This is a genomic window from Streptomyces sp. bgisy100 (genome assembly GCF_057709105.1).
The window spans coordinates 27,000-40,541 of record NZ_JBYITE010000010.1; the positions used below are offsets into that span (position 1 = coordinate 27,000).

The window sequence follows — 13,542 nt, forward strand, 5'->3', positions numbered from 1 at the left end:
CGACGACCACGACCCGGACATACTTACGTACTGAGCGTGAACAGTGGTCAACCAGCCGTGAGTTCATCCCAACGGGTGGTTTCCGCCATCACATTCGAATACGCCGCCCGGCTCGCAGTCCGCCGATCACGGCCGTGACCTCGACACCCGGCCCGGTGGTGCGCCCTCGGGTCACGTCACCCCCGCGCCCGCCGCACTCGGCTCCGGGCCCCGGCCGGCGCCCCGGCCCGGTCACCCTCGGTCGCCGCCGGTGGCCACGCGTCGCCGGCGCCCCTCCCCCGGGCTCAGCCGATCACCCGCCCCCGCAGCACCACCCGCCGCGGCGCGGTCAGCACCCGGACGTCCGCCCGGGGATCATCCTCGTAGACCACGAGGTCGGCCGGTGCGCCCTCGGTGAGCCCCGGCCTGCCCAGCCACTCCCGCGCGCCCCAGGTGGTCGCGGAGAGCGCCGCGAGGGGCGGGATGCCCGCACGGACCAGTTCGGCGACCTCCGCCCCGACCAGACCGTGCGCGAGCGAGCCGCCCGCGTCCGTGCCGACGTACACCGGGATGCCCGCGTCGTAGGCGGAGCGCACCGTGTCGTAGCGGCGGGCGTGGAGCCGCCGCATATGGTCCGACCAGCGCGGGAACTTCGCCTGGCCGCCGTCGGCGAGCTTGGGGAAGGTGGCGATGTTGACCAGGGTGGGCACGATGGCGACGCCGCGTTCGGCGAACAGCGGGATGGTCTCCTCGGTGAGCCCCGTCGCGTGCTCGATGCAGTCGATGCCCGCCTCGACCAGCGGCGCCAGCGTCTCCTCGGCGAAGCAGTGGGCGGTGACCCGGGCGCCCAGCCGGTGCGCCTCGGCGATCGCGGCCTCCACGGCGCCGCGCGGCCAGCAGACGCCCAGATCGCCGGTCTCGCGGTCGATCCAGTCCCCGACGAGCTTGACCCAGCCGTCACCGCGCCGGGCCTCCTGCGCGACGTAGGCGACCAGGTCCTCGGGCTCGATCTCATGCGCGTAGTTGCGGATGTAACGCTTGGTGCGCGCGATGTGACGCCCCGCGCGGATGATGCGCGGCAGGTCCTCGCGGTCGTCGATCCAGCGGGTGTCGGAGGGGGAGCCGGCGTCCCTGAGGAGCAGCGCCCCGGCGTCGCGGTCGGTCAGTGCCTGCTTCTCGCTGGTCGACTCGTCGACCGGGCCGTGGGCGTCCAGCCCGACATGGCAGTGGGCGTCCACCAGGCCGGGCAGCGCCCAGCCGGTTACGGTGGTCACATCGTGTGCGGCCGCCGGCCGCCGGTAGGTGACTCTGCCGTCCACCACCCACAGCTCGTCCCGGACCTCTTCCGGCCCGACCAGCACCCGTCCCCTGATGTGCAGCACAGCACTCTCGCTCATGGGACGCACTGTACGAGCCCCCCGGACACAGGGCGCACCGGTCACGCGAATACTGCCCCCGCCTTCCACTATTGCGGGGCCAGCGATTCGACATATCCTTTGCGGGCGAATTCCCAATTACTCATCCGTATAGCTTTCCATCTGCTTCTTCCCTCCATCCCGGCCTTCAAACGCCCCAGTTTCTGTCGGTCGGTGACGCAATTCAGATGGGTCTCATCGGCGTTACGCACATGTGACGGACTCCACAGCAGGTCCGCTTCGCCCCGGAATTACCGGGCAAAACGGCCCTATCCGCAGAGCGTCCGCACGCCCGCGCGTCCACGCGCGATATCACATGGACCCCCACTTCCGTAACCCCTGTCCGAGATGCGATTTCGATTTGCCCTGGGTAAATTTAATTTGCATGACCGCCGCACAAGCAGCCCTTGCAGGTGTCGACACCGAATTCCTCGAAATGCCCGAGGGCCTCGAACTCGACACCCCGCGAGTCGAGGACGGAGCCGCGATATGGCGCATTGCCCGCGACTCCAAGGTGCTCGACCTCAACTCCTCGTACAGCTACCTCCTGTGGTGCCGTGACTTCGCCGCCACCTCCGTGGTGGCGCGCGACGGGGGCGGCGAGCCGGTCGGCTTCATCACCGGCTACATCCGCCCGGAGCGCCCACAGACCCTGGTCGTCTGGCAGGTCGCCGTCGACCACGCGCAGCGCGGACGCGGCCTGGCCGCGGCGCTCCTGGACGGACTGACCCTCCGGGTCGCCGGCGGACTCGGCGTCCGCAGCGTCGAAACCACCATCACCCCCGACAACGCACCCTCGAACCGGCTGTTCAGCTCGTTCGCCGAGCGGCACGGAGCCGCGGTGGAGCGAGAGGTCCTGTTCGACGGCGGCCTGTTCCCCGACGGCGGGCACGAGCCCGAGGTGCTGTACCGGATCGGTCCCCTCGCGGCACCGGCGCCCCCACGCTGAAGCCCGCCCCCAAGACTTTCCTCCCTTCCTCACGCCACTCTCCCTGGAGCTCGCTGTGACCATCACCCCGCCCGCCCTGAGCGTCTTCGAGACCCTGGAGTCGGAGGTGCGCAGTTACTGCCGCAGCTGGCCCGCCGTGTTCGACCGGGCTCAGGGCAGCTACATGTACGACGAGGACGGCCATACGTACCTCGACTTCTTCGCCGGTGCCGGCGCCCTGAACTACGGGCACAACAACCCGGTGCTGAAACGCGCCCTGATCGACTACATCGAGCGCGACGGCGTCACCCACGGTCTCGACATGGGCACCACCGCCAAGCGGGCCTTCCTGGAGTCCTTCCAGAACACGATCCTGCGCCCGCGTGACCTGCCCTACAAGGTCATGTTCCCGGGCCCGACAGGCGCCAACGCCGTCGAGGCGGCGCTGAAGCTCGCCCGTAAGGTCAAGGGCCGCGAGTCGATCGTCAGCTTCACCAACGCCTTCCACGGCATGTCGCTGGGCGCGCTGGCCGTCACCGGCAACTCGATGAAGCGCGCCGGTGCGGGCATCCCGCTCGTCCACGGCACGCCGATGCCCTTCGACAACTACTTCGAGGGCCGGGTTCCGGACTTCCTGTGGTTCGAGCGGCTGCTCGAGGACCAGGGCTCCGGCCTGAACCAGCCCGCCGCCGTGATCGTCGAGACGATCCAGGGCGAGGGCGGCATCAACGTCGCCCGCGCCGAGTGGCTGCGTGCCCTCGCGGACCTCTGCAAGCGCCGCGACATGCTGCTGATCGTCGACGACATCCAGATGGGCTGCGGCCGTACCGGTGCCTTCTTCTCCTTCGAGGAGGCCGGCATCACCCCGGACATCGTCACCCTGTCGAAGTCCATCAGCGGCTACGGCCTGCCGATGTCGCTCACCCTCTTCAAGCCCGAGCTGGACATATGGGAGCCGGGTGAGCACAACGGCACCTTCCGTGGCAACAACCCGGCTTTCGTGACGTCTGCCGCCGCCCTGGATACCTACTGGGCGGACGGGCAGATGGAGAAGCAGACCATCGCCCGCGGCGAGCAGGTCGAGCAGGCCCTCAACGCGATCGTCGAGGAGCACCCGCGGCTGGGCGGCAGCGCCCGCGGCCGTGGCCTCGCCTGGGGCCTGGAGTTCGCCGACAAGGACCGGGCGAACAAGGTCGCCGCCCGCGCCTTCGAGCTGGGTCTGCTGATCGAGACCTCGGGTCCGCAGAGCGAGGTCGTGAAGCTGCTGCCGCCGCTCACCGTGACCCCGGAGGAGCTGGACGAGGGTCTGCGCATTCTCGCCCGGGCGGTGCGCGAGACGGCCTGACGGCTGTTTCCGGGGGCGGCCGTCGGGCCGCCCCCGGCCCCACGGGTTGACCTCATCCCCCGTACCGCCGACCGTAGAACAGAAAGGCACCATCACCGTGATCGTCCGTTCGTTCAAGGACATCGAGGGCACCGACCGCCACGTGAAGGCCGCGTCGGGCACCTGGGAGAGCAAGCGCATCGTCCTGGCCAAGGAGCGTGTGGGCTTCTCGCTGCACGAGACCACGCTCTACGCCGGCACCGAGACGTCGATGTGGTACGCCAACCACATCGAGGCCGTGCTCTGCGTCGAGGGCGAGGCCGAGCTGACCAACGACGAGACCGGTGAGACGCACTGGATCACTCCGGGAACGATGTACCTCCTGGACGGCCACGAGCGTCACACCATGCGCCCGAAGACCGACTTCCGCTGCGTCTGCGTGTTCAACCCGCCGGTCACCGGCCGGGAGGACCACGACGAGAACGGTGTGTACCCGCTGCTCACCGAGCCTGCCGAGAACTGAGCTTCCCCACGCAGGAAAGGAAAGAGCAGGGACGTACGAGAGGAGAGGGAGCACCACCATGACCACCGCACCCGAGCGAACGGCCGATCTCTACCCGACGCGCGGAGCCACCGAGGTGAGCACTCCGCGACTGGACCCGGTCGTATGGTCCGAGCCGGGGGCTCCCGGCCCGGTCCAGCCGTCCGACCTGCGCGACTTCGATCGCGACGGTTTCCTGACGGTGGACCAGCTGATCACTCCGGACGAGGTGGCGAAGTACCGTGCCGAGCTCGACCGGCTGACCACCGACCCGGGCATCCGGGCCGACGAGCGCTCCATCGTCGAGCCGAGGTCGCAGGACGTCCGGACGGTCTTCGAGGTGCACAAGATCAGCGAGGTGTTCGCGGGCCTGGTGCGTGACCCGCGCGTGGTGGAGCGCGCCCGGCAGATCCTCGGCTCGGACGTGTACGTCCACCAGAGCCGGATCAACGTCAAGCCCGGTTTCGGGGCCACGGGGTTCTACTGGCACTCGGACTTCGAGACCTGGCACGCCGAGGACGGCCTGCCGAACATGCGGACGGTGTCCGTCTCGATCGCGCTGACCGAGAACTACGACACCAACGGCGGCTTGATGATCATGCCGGGCTCGCACCGGACCTTCCTCGGCTGCGCGGGGGCAACGCCGAAGGACAACTACAAGAAGTCGCTGCAGATGCAGGACGCGGGCACCCCGTCGGACGAGGCGCTCACGAAGTTCGCCGACCAGCACGGCATCAAGCTGTTCACCGGTGCGGCCGGTTCGGCGACCTGGTTCGACTGCAACTGCATGCACGGCTCGGGCGACAACATCACGCCCTTCGCGCGCAGCAACGTCTTCATCGTCTTCAACAGCGTGGAGAACGAGGCCGTGGAGCCGTTCGCGGCCCCGGTCCGGCGCCCGGACTTCATCGGAGCGCGGGACTTCACGCCGGTGCGGTGACGTCCGCGCCGTAGCGAAATGCGCCGCTTCCACCGGACGCAGCGCTTCCGCAGGATCACGAGAGCCCCGCCCGGCTCGGTGCGTTGCCGGGCGGGGCTCTCGTATGTCCGCTCCCCGTGGGCCTCCGGGCCGGCCCGCCCCCGGGGCCGACGGGTCAGGGACTCCCGGGGAGCCCGGAGAGCACGTCCAGCACCCGGTCCACGTCGGCGGCCGTGTTGTGGAGGTGGAAGGACACCCGCAGGTTCCCCGCCCGGGCGGAGATCTGCACGCCGGCGGCGAGCAGCGCGTCCTCGGCACGGCCGAGCCCGGGGACGGAGACGATGGCCGAGCCCGGGGCCGGCACCGGCTCCCGGCCCAGCCGCGCCAGACCGGCCCGGAACCGCTCCGCGAGGGCCGTGTTGTGCGCGCCGACGGCCGCGGGACCGCCCACCTCCCGGATCACCGGGATCGAGTGCTGGGCCGCCAGGTACGGCAGCAGGCCGTAGCTCTGGTCGTAACGGCTGGCCGAGCGGGCCAGCCGCACCGGTCCGTAGATGCTGCCCCGCGGGTCCTCGGCGGCCGGCCAGGAGGCGTAGAGCGGCGGCAGGGCGTCACAGGCCGCCGGTACGACGAGGAACGACACCCCGCGCGGGCAGAGCAGCCACTTGAACGCCCCGCACACCGTGTAGTCGAAGTCGTCGGCGCGGAACGGCAGCCAGCCCACGGACTGCGTGGCGTCGACCAGGGTCCGGGCCCCGTGGGCGGCGGCGGCCTCGCGTACCGCCGTCAGGTCGGCGATCCGGCCGTCGGCGGACTGGACCGAGCTGACGGCGACCAGGGCGGTGCCGGGGCGGACCGCGTCGGCCAGGCTCTCCAGCGGCACACTCCGAAGCTTCAGGTCCGCCCGCGCGGCGAACGGGGCGACCAGCGAGCTGAAGTCGCCGTCCGCGACGAGGACTTCGGCCCCGGCGGGCAGCGACGCGGCGATCAGCCCGGTGTGCACCGAGACCGAGGCCGCCGCCGACACCCGGTCGGCGGGCACCCCGGCCAGGTCGGCGAAGGCCTCCCGGGTCCGCTCCACGGGCTCGGTCCCGAGACTCGAGGTGGGCCTGCCGGTGACGGCGTCGTCGACCGCCTGCCGCAGCACGGCGGCCGACCGCGCGGGGAGCAGACCGCTGGACGCGGTGTTGAGATAGGTCGTCTCGGGCGCGAACCGGGCGCCTCCCAGGCTGTTCTCCATGGCCTCAAGCCTCTCCCGGGGGCCGGAGGACGTCCACGTAGTGATCGAGCGGGGCACCCTTCAGCGTTCCTTCGCACCGGGGCGACGGCACCCGACGGGACGGCTCTTCCTGCTGGTCGGAGCGGTGGCGGCGGCCGTCCGGGACGGGCGACGGGGGCACGGCGGAAAGCGAGGCCGGGTGGCCGAAAGTCGCCTGGCGCACCGCGCCTGCGGCCGCTATCCGCCGAGGTCGGCGGGGCGGGGCAGTGCGAACTCCTCGACGACGCCGATGCGGTGCAGGGTCGCGGAGACATGCCGGTGCAGCAGGCCGCGGGCGTCGCCGCCGCGGCCGATCGCCATGGCCTCGGCGATGGCGGCGTGCTCGGCGGCGTCGTTCTCCGGGTTGCCCGGACCGACGGTGGAGGAGGCGGCGATGTGCCAGGTCCGGTCCCAGAGGGCGACGTGCATGTCGGCCACCACCGGGTTGCCGGCCGCGCGGACCAGCCGGGTGTGGAACGCCCGGCCGACCGCCATCGCCTCGTCGGGCGTGCCCACCTCGTGGATCTCGCTCAGCAGCTCCCGGCCGAGTTCGCGCAGCTCGGTGCGGCTCCGGGCGGCGACGGAGTCCAGGGCGAAGATCTCCAGCAGCAGCCGGGCCTCCATGACGTCCCGGGCCTCCTGCAGGGTGGCGGGCAGGACCAGTGCTCCGCGGGTGGGGTAGAGCCGCAGGGCGCCCTCCTCCCGGAGCCGGGTGAAGGCGTCGTGCACGGCCTCGCCCGGCAGCCCGAGCTCGGTGGCCACGGTGTCCTCGTGCAGCAGCTCCCCCGGCCGGTAGGAGCCGTCGAGCAGCCGGGCCCTGACCTCGGCGTACGCTCGGTCCGTCGTCCGGGGTCCCGGGCTCTCGGGGCTCGTCTCCGGCATCACTCCATTGTCTCTGCTCCCGGCCCATCGGGCAGTTCCAGCCGCATCCGCAGATGGGTGCCGCCGGGGGCGGGGGGCGGCTCGGGCTGCCAGCCGTGGCGCTCGTAGAAGGCGCGGGCGCGCAGGTTGTGCCGGTAGACCTCCAGGCGCGCGGCGCCGGCCCCCGCCTCCCGCCAGGCCGCGGTGCAGGCGTCGTGGAGTGCGCCGCCGATGCCCTGCCGCCAGTGGCCGGGGTCAGTGTGGAACTGGTACAGCAGGACGGTGCCCGGCTCCTCGGCGCCGGGATTCCCAAAGGATGCCACCGCGGTCACCCGGCCGTCCCGTACGGCGCAGAGCACGGTGCGTTCGCCGCCCGCGATGGCCCGCCCCCAGGCGGTGTGCCACCGCAGCACCTCCGCCGGGCCGTCCAGCTCCGCGTCGGGGACGTGGCCCCGGTAGTACGTCGCGCGGGCGCGCCGGTGCAGGCCGGCGACGGCGTCGGCATCGCCCGGAGTCGCGGGCCGGATCCGCAGGGGTGTTCCCGTCATGATCGTCAGGACGGCGGGAGGGCACCGGGGGTTCCCGGCGCGGTGTGCGCTCCCGGGCGGGCCGTGCGGGCTGGCCGGGAGGGGCGCAGGGCACAGCCTCCCGACCCGCTCGGCGTTCCGGGCCGACCGGTCTCCCGGCTGGCTCGGCTTCCGTCGCGCCCGTGTTCCCGGCCGCTCAGCTCTCCGGCCGGCCGTCCACCCGGCGGGGCAGTCCGAGGGGGTTTCCGTCTCGGAGCTCCGGCGGCAGCAGCGCGTCGGGGGTGTTCTGGTGGACGACCGGCCGCAGCCAGCGTTCGACTGCGGTGCCGCCGACCGAGGTGGAGACCGAGGTGGTGGCCGGGTAGGGGCCCCCGTGGTGCTGCGCCGGGGCGACGGCCACCCCGGTGGGCCACCCGTTGACCAGCAGCCGGCCCGCGAGCGGGGTGAGTTCGGCCAGCAGCCGCGCGGCCGGCCCGTCGTTCGTCTTGGCTTCCTCCGCGCCGAGGTGGACGGTGGCGGTGAGGTTTCCGGCGAGCCGGGCGAGGACCGCGGACACCTCCGCCTCGTCCGCGTACCGGACGACGACGGTGACCGGGCCGAAGCACTCCTCCAGCAGCAGATCGTGGCCGTCGTCCGCGGCGAGCCGGGCGGCCGGGACGGTGAGGAAGCCGGCGCTGACGGCGTTCTCGCCGCTCTCCCCCGGGGTCACCGGGCTCTCGACGCCGGGCAGCGCGCTCCGTTCCCGCACGCCGGTGACGAAGGCCTCGTGCATCCGGGCGTCGAGCAGGACCCCCTCCGCGGTGTCGCTGACGGCCTCGGTGAGGGAGCGCACCAGGCGGTCGCCCGCCGCCCCGGCGGGGGCCAGGACGAGGCCCGGCTTGACGCAGAACTGCCCGACGCCCAGGGTCATCGACCCGGCCAGGCCGGTGCCGATCTCCTCGGCCCGCTCCGCCGCCGCGGCCTCGGTGACGACGACGGGGTTGAGGCTGCCCAGCTCGCCGTGGAAGGGAATGGGCACCGGGCGTGCGGCGGCGGCGTCGAAGAGAGCCCGGCCGCCCCGTACGGAGCCGGTGAACCCGGCGGCGGCCACCCGGGGGTGCCGTACCAGCTCCACCCCGGCGTCGAAGCCGTGGACCAGGCCGACCAGCGCCTCCGGCAGCCCGTGCCGCGCCGCCGCGCGGCGCAGCACGGAGGCGCACAGCTCGGAGGTGGCGGGGTGGTCGGGGTGCGCCTTGACGACGACGGGGCAGCCCGCGGCGAGCGCGCTGGCCGTGTCCCCGCCCGGCACGGAGAACGCCAGCGGGAAGTTGCTGGCCGCGTAGACGGCGACGACCCCGAGGGGCACCTTGTAGCGGCGCAGGTCGGGGCGGGGCACGGGGACCGCGTGCGGGTCGGCGCGGTCGATGAGGATGTCCAGGAACGCGCCCTCCGTCACGGCCTCGGCGAAGGCACGCAGCTGGTGGGTGGTCCGCGCCAGTTCCCCGGTGAGCCGGCCGGGCCCCAGCGCCGTCTCGGCGTCCGCGGCCTCGACGACGAAGTCGCCGGCCGCGTCGAGGAGGTCGGCGGCGGTGCGCAGGAACGCGGCCCGGACGGCCCGGTCGGCGAGGGCCGGGCGCGCGGCGTCGGCGGCGCGGACCGTCCGGTCGACCTCCTCCGGCGTGGCCTCGACGGCGACCTGCTCCCGCTGCTTCCCGGTCCTGGGGTCGACACTCCAGACTGCTGCTGTCACCGCGCATCCTTCCGCGTGCCCACAGGTTCGTTCGATAGGCTGAACGTTGTTCCTGATGATGAATGCTTCGGGGACAGTATTCCTGGCCAACGAGGGGGTCAAGGCCGATGCCGGCTGCGGAGACGGGCGGGGCTCCGGTGAAGTCCGCGGTGCGCACCGTGGAGTTGCTGGAGTTCTTCGCGAGCCGCCCCGGTCTGCACCCGCTGGCCGCCGTCCAGGAGGCCGTGGGCTACCCCAAGTCCAGCCTCTACATGCTGCTGCGCACGCTGGTGGAGCTGGACTGGGTGGAGACGGACGCGACGGGCAACCGGTACGGCATCGGGGTCCGCGCGCTGCTGGTCGGCACCGCGTACCTGGACGGCGACGACGTGGTGGCCGCCGCCCGCCCGGCCCTGGACCGACTGGCGGAGGACACCGGCGAAACGGTCCATCTCGCCCGGCTGGACGGCACCGACGTCGTCCATCTCGCGACCCGGCAGTCCCGGCACCATCTGCGGCCTTCCCCCCGGGTGGGGCGCCGGCTGCCCGCGCACTCGACGTCCCTGGGCCGCGCCCTGCTGGCGACGTGCTCCGACGAGCAGGTGCGGGCGATGCTCCCGCCGGTGCTCACCCCGCTGACCGAGCACACGGTCACCGACCGGGAGCAGCTGATCGAGGAGCTGCACCGCGTCCGCGAGCGGGGGTACGCCGTGGACCGCGAGGAGAACACACTGGGGCTGTGCTGCTTCGGCGCCGCGCTGCCGTACCGCACCCCGGCCAGGGACGCGATCAGCTGCTCGGTGCCGGCGGCCCGGCTGACCGCTGAGCACGAACGGACGGTCAGGGAGGCCCTGTTCGCCGCCCGGGACCGGCTGCTCGTCGCCACCCGCCGGCGCTGACCCGGCCTCCCCCATGCGGCGGAGCGGGATCCTCACCGGGGCCGAGGCGCGGCCGGGGGGCGCCCCGCGAGAGTTACGGGCATAAGAGAAACCCCCCTCGGCTCCGCCCGGCCGCCGGCAGCGGCCCGGAGCGGAACGGCCGGTGGCGTCCCGGCCGTCGGGCCGGACCGGCCTCGGAGCGGCCGAGCGGCTCATCCCGTCGCGGAGGCTGGCCTACGCTGTCCGGATGACCGCCGGGATGTCCGTCGTCGCCGTCCGTTCCCCCGCCGGGCGCGCGGCGCGCCGCCGTACGACGTGAACGCCCTGCTCCGGAGTGCCGACGCGCTCCTGGGGCCGCGGGCGCGGACGCGCTGGGCCCATCTGGTGTTCGGCGGCGCCATGCTGATGCCGTACTACCTGGCGTCCTCGGTGCTGGTGGGTCCGCTGCTGGGCGAGGACGAGCTCTTCGGTTCCCTCACCGTTGTGCTGACGACCTTCGCCGTGGCCCTGCCCATCGTGGCCGCGAGCGCGCTCCTCCCGCTCTCCCGGCCGCTCTCGCTGGGGCTGCTGCACGCCCTGCACGGAATCCCGGACACCGAGTTGGCGAGCGGGCCGGCCCGGAGTACCGGGGCGCGGCTGCGCACCGCGGCCTGGTGCACCCTGCACTTTGGGGTGGGCGGAGTCATCAGCGGGATGAGCCTCGCCGTGCCGCCGTTCGCGTTCGGCCTCATGCTGCTGCCGTTCTCGGAGCGACTGCGCAACCAGAGCCTGGTCCGCTTCGCGGCGTTCGACGGCCCCGCGCAGGGGGTCCTGTCCCCGCTCTCGGGCGTGGCGCTGCTGATCGGGCTGGCGGGGGTCGCCGTCTCGACCGCCGAGCTCCTCGGCCGCGCCGCCCGCGTGCTGCTGGGGCCCACGCCCTCCGACCGGCTCGCCGCCGCCGAGCAGCGGGCCACGGTGCTGGCGCAGCGCAACCGGGTGGCCCGGGAACTGCACGACTCGGTGGGGCACGCGCTGAGCGCGGTGAGCCTGCAGGCGAGCGCGGCGCGCCGGGTGCTGGACGCCGATCCCGCGTTCGCCCGGCAGGCGCTGGCGGCCATCGAGGAGACCGCCCGGCGGACCGTCGGGGAACTGGACGCCGTCCTGGGTCTGTTGCGGCAGGACGACGACGAGGACCGGGCGGCCGCACTGCCGTTGGGGCCGACGCTGGCGGAGCTGGACGAGCTGCTGCTCCGCACCCGGGCGGCGGGCGTGACCATCGACCCCGCGGTCTCGGGAGAGCTCGGCGCGCTGCCGGACGCGGTCTCCCGGGAGGCGTACCGGATCGTGCAGGAGGGGCTGAGCAACGCGCTGCGGCACGCCGGGCAGGTGCCCGTGCGGCTGCGGATCGCGGTGGAGAAAGAGGAGTTGGCGATCATCATGGAGAATCCGGTGCCCGCGCGGGACCGCGCTCCGGACGAGGGCGGCGGCCGCGGGCTGCAGGGCATCGCCGAGCGCGCCACCCTGCTGCACGGCAACGCGCGGGCCGGGGAGGACGACGGGGTGTGGCGGCTCGCGGTGCGGCTGCCGGCGGGAGGGGCCCGGTGACGCCCCTGCGGATCGTGCTCGCCGACGACGAGCAGCTGGTGCGGACGGCCCTGCGGGCGATTCTGGAGGCCGAGCCGGACATGACGGTCGTCGGGGAGGCCGCGACCGGCGCGGAGGCGGTGCCGCTGATCCGTGAACTCCGCCCGGATCTGGTGCTGATGGACGTGCGGATGCCGGAGATCGACGGCATCCGGGCCACCGAACAGCTGCTCCGCACCATGCCGGAACCGCCGCGCGTGGTGGTGGTGACGACCTTCGAGAACGACTCCTACGTCTACGACGCCCTGCGGGCCGGGGCCAGCGGCTTCCTGCTCAAACGCTCGGGGGCGGAGGAACTCGTGCAGGCGGTCCGGCTGGTCGCCCGCTGCGACTCGCTGCTGTTCCCGGCCGCGGTACGGGCGCTGGCCGCCGAGCACGCGCCCGCGCCCCGGGTGGGCGGTCCCGGCGCGCCCTGGCTGGACCGGCTCACCGACCGGGAGGCGGAGGTGCTGCGGCTGATGGCGTCGGGGCTGTCCAACGCCGAGATCACCGAACGGCTCCGGGTGGGCCCCGCGACGACCAAGACCCATGTGGCGGGGGTGCTCACCAAGCTCGGGGTACGGGACCGCACCCAGGCGGTGATCGCCGCCTACGAGTCCGGCTTCCTCCGGCCCGGGTGAGGCGGTCGCGGGGGCATGCGGGGCTCGTGCCGGGGTGGGCGCCCGGGGCGTACGGGGTGCACGGGCGGTCACCTGCGGAGTGAGTACCTGTGCACCCCGGTGGCACGCGTGGGTGCGCCGGGCGGAAGGGTACTCAGCCCACGCGCTCGATCCGGGCGTTGCGGATCAGGTTCTTCCCCGGCTCCCGGACCTCCTCGAACGCCGCGTTGTTCAGCAGCGCGCAACTCCCGGACGGCCCCGTCACCGACACCGTCGTCGACTTGTCGTTGTCCAGGTTCGTCACCTTCAGCTTCGTCCCCACCGGGAACTCACCACTCGTCGCACCCGGAGCCCCGCCCTCACCGGACAACGTCACCGTCGAACCCGGGCAGACGACCTCACCCTTCGCCTCCGCACCGCCCGCACCGGCTTCCGCACCCGCGTCGTCCGCGGCGCCGCCCTCGCCCGCGCCGTCCGCCGGGGGCTGTTCCGCGGACTGGCCCGCGTCTCCGCCGCCTGCGCCTCCTTCTCCGCCTTCTCCGCCTTCACCCACGCGCTCGATCCGGGCGTTGCGGATCAGGTTCTTCCCCGGCTCCCGGACCTCCTCGAACGCCGCGTTGTTCAGCAGCGCGCAACTCCCGGACGGCCCCGTCACCGACACCGTCGTCGACTTGTCGTTGTCCAGGTTCGTCACCTTCAGCTTCGTCCCCACCGGGAACTCACCACTCGTCGCACCCGGAGCCCCGCCCTCACCCGACAACGTCACCGTCGAACCCGCGCAGACGACCTCACCCTTCGCCTCCGCACCGCCCGCACCGGAGGCCATGCCGGTGCTGGCGTTACTGGTCGCCGCCATGACCCCGGCCCCGGTGCCGGCGAGGGCGAAGGCGCCGACTGCCAGAGCGAGCTTCTTCTTGCGGCTGACGGTCCTCTTGTGTGCCATGTCTGACTCCTTTTCTGGGCGTTCCGCGTTCTCATACGG

Annotated in this window: 13 protein-coding genes; 7 read left to right on the forward strand and 6 right to left on the reverse strand. The window is 73.0% G+C overall.

The features are described from left to right. Window positions 1–284: 284 nt before the first annotated feature. Window positions 285–1,376, reverse strand: coding sequence for an amidohydrolase family protein (locus AC3EQ1_RS09355; protein WP_432093839.1), 1,092 nt, complete (start codon window positions 1,374–1,376; stop codon window positions 285–287). Between the two features lie 403 nt (window positions 1,377–1,779). On the opposite strand from AC3EQ1_RS09355, the gene ectA reads away from it, so the two are divergent. The 4 genes from ectA to thpD all read left to right on the forward strand — a co-directional run bounded on the left by ectA (window position 1,780) and on the right by thpD (window position 5,127). Next, complete coding sequence (gene ectA, locus AC3EQ1_RS09360) at window positions 1,780–2,343, forward strand: diaminobutyrate acetyltransferase (RefSeq protein WP_432093840.1); 564 nt, start codon at window positions 1,780–1,782, stop codon at window positions 2,341–2,343. A 55-nt stretch (window positions 2,344–2,398) separates the two neighbouring features. Further along, window positions 2,399–3,667 (forward strand): diaminobutyrate--2-oxoglutarate transaminase, encoded by a 1,269-nt coding sequence (gene ectB / locus AC3EQ1_RS09365; RefSeq protein ID WP_432093841.1) that lies wholly within the window; start codon window positions 2,399–2,401, stop codon window positions 3,665–3,667. A 97-nt stretch (window positions 3,668–3,764) separates the two neighbouring features. Continuing rightward, the gene (locus tag AC3EQ1_RS09370) at window positions 3,765–4,169 is read left to right on the forward strand and encodes an ectoine synthase (RefSeq protein ID WP_351507333.1); all 405 of its coding nucleotides are present in this window, start codon (window positions 3,765–3,767) and stop codon (window positions 4,167–4,169) included. Between the two features lie 58 nt (window positions 4,170–4,227). Beyond that, window positions 4,228–5,127 (forward strand): ectoine hydroxylase, encoded by a 900-nt coding sequence (gene thpD / locus AC3EQ1_RS09375; RefSeq protein ID WP_432093842.1) that lies wholly within the window; start codon window positions 4,228–4,230, stop codon window positions 5,125–5,127. 154 nt (window positions 5,128–5,281) lie between these two features. Here the strand turns inward: thpD and AC3EQ1_RS09380 are convergent, their stop codons facing one another. From AC3EQ1_RS09380 to AC3EQ1_RS09395, 4 genes are all read right to left on the reverse strand, one after another. Then, window positions 5,282–6,346 (reverse strand): aminotransferase class V-fold PLP-dependent enzyme, encoded by a 1,065-nt coding sequence (locus AC3EQ1_RS09380; RefSeq protein ID WP_432093843.1) that lies wholly within the window; start codon window positions 6,344–6,346, stop codon window positions 5,282–5,284. Between the two features lie 216 nt (window positions 6,347–6,562). Then, window positions 6,563–7,246, reverse strand: a complete 684-nt coding sequence (locus tag AC3EQ1_RS09385) for a GntR family transcriptional regulator (RefSeq protein ID WP_432093844.1) — start codon at window positions 7,244–7,246, stop codon at window positions 6,563–6,565. Beyond that, complete coding sequence (locus tag AC3EQ1_RS09390) at window positions 7,246–7,773, reverse strand: GNAT family N-acetyltransferase (RefSeq protein WP_432093845.1); 528 nt, start codon at window positions 7,771–7,773, stop codon at window positions 7,246–7,248. The genes AC3EQ1_RS09385 and AC3EQ1_RS09390 overlap by 1 nt, the downstream gene beginning before the upstream one ends. A 175-nt stretch (window positions 7,774–7,948) precedes the next feature. Next, the gene (locus AC3EQ1_RS09395; RefSeq protein ID WP_432093846.1) at window positions 7,949–9,481 is read right to left on the reverse strand and encodes an aldehyde dehydrogenase (NADP(+)); all 1,533 of its coding nucleotides are present in this window, start codon (window positions 9,479–9,481) and stop codon (window positions 7,949–7,951) included. Between the two features lie 107 nt (window positions 9,482–9,588). Here AC3EQ1_RS09395 and AC3EQ1_RS09400 point away from each other — a divergent pair, with 107 nt between their 5' ends. The 3 genes from AC3EQ1_RS09400 (at window position 9,589) to AC3EQ1_RS09410 (ending at window position 12,581) form a co-directional block, all read left to right on the forward strand. After that, on the forward strand, window positions 9,589–10,359 hold the full coding sequence (locus AC3EQ1_RS09400; RefSeq protein ID WP_432093847.1) for an IclR family transcriptional regulator: 771 nt from the start codon (window positions 9,589–9,591) through the stop codon (window positions 10,357–10,359). Between the two features lie 294 nt (window positions 10,360–10,653). Beyond that, the gene (locus AC3EQ1_RS09405; RefSeq protein WP_432093848.1) at window positions 10,654–11,922 is read left to right on the forward strand and encodes a sensor histidine kinase; all 1,269 of its coding nucleotides are present in this window, start codon (window positions 10,654–10,656) and stop codon (window positions 11,920–11,922) included. Beyond that, on the forward strand, window positions 11,919–12,581 hold the full coding sequence (locus AC3EQ1_RS09410) for a response regulator transcription factor (RefSeq protein ID WP_432093849.1): 663 nt from the start codon (window positions 11,919–11,921) through the stop codon (window positions 12,579–12,581). The genes AC3EQ1_RS09405 and AC3EQ1_RS09410 overlap by 4 nt, the downstream gene beginning before the upstream one ends. Window positions 12,582–12,714: 133 nt before the next feature. Here the strand turns inward: AC3EQ1_RS09410 and AC3EQ1_RS09415 are convergent, their stop codons facing one another. After that, window positions 12,715–13,503 (reverse strand): RlpA-like double-psi beta-barrel domain-containing protein, encoded by a 789-nt coding sequence (locus AC3EQ1_RS09415; protein WP_432093850.1) that lies wholly within the window; start codon window positions 13,501–13,503, stop codon window positions 12,715–12,717. Window positions 13,504–13,542: the final 39 nt, after the last annotated feature.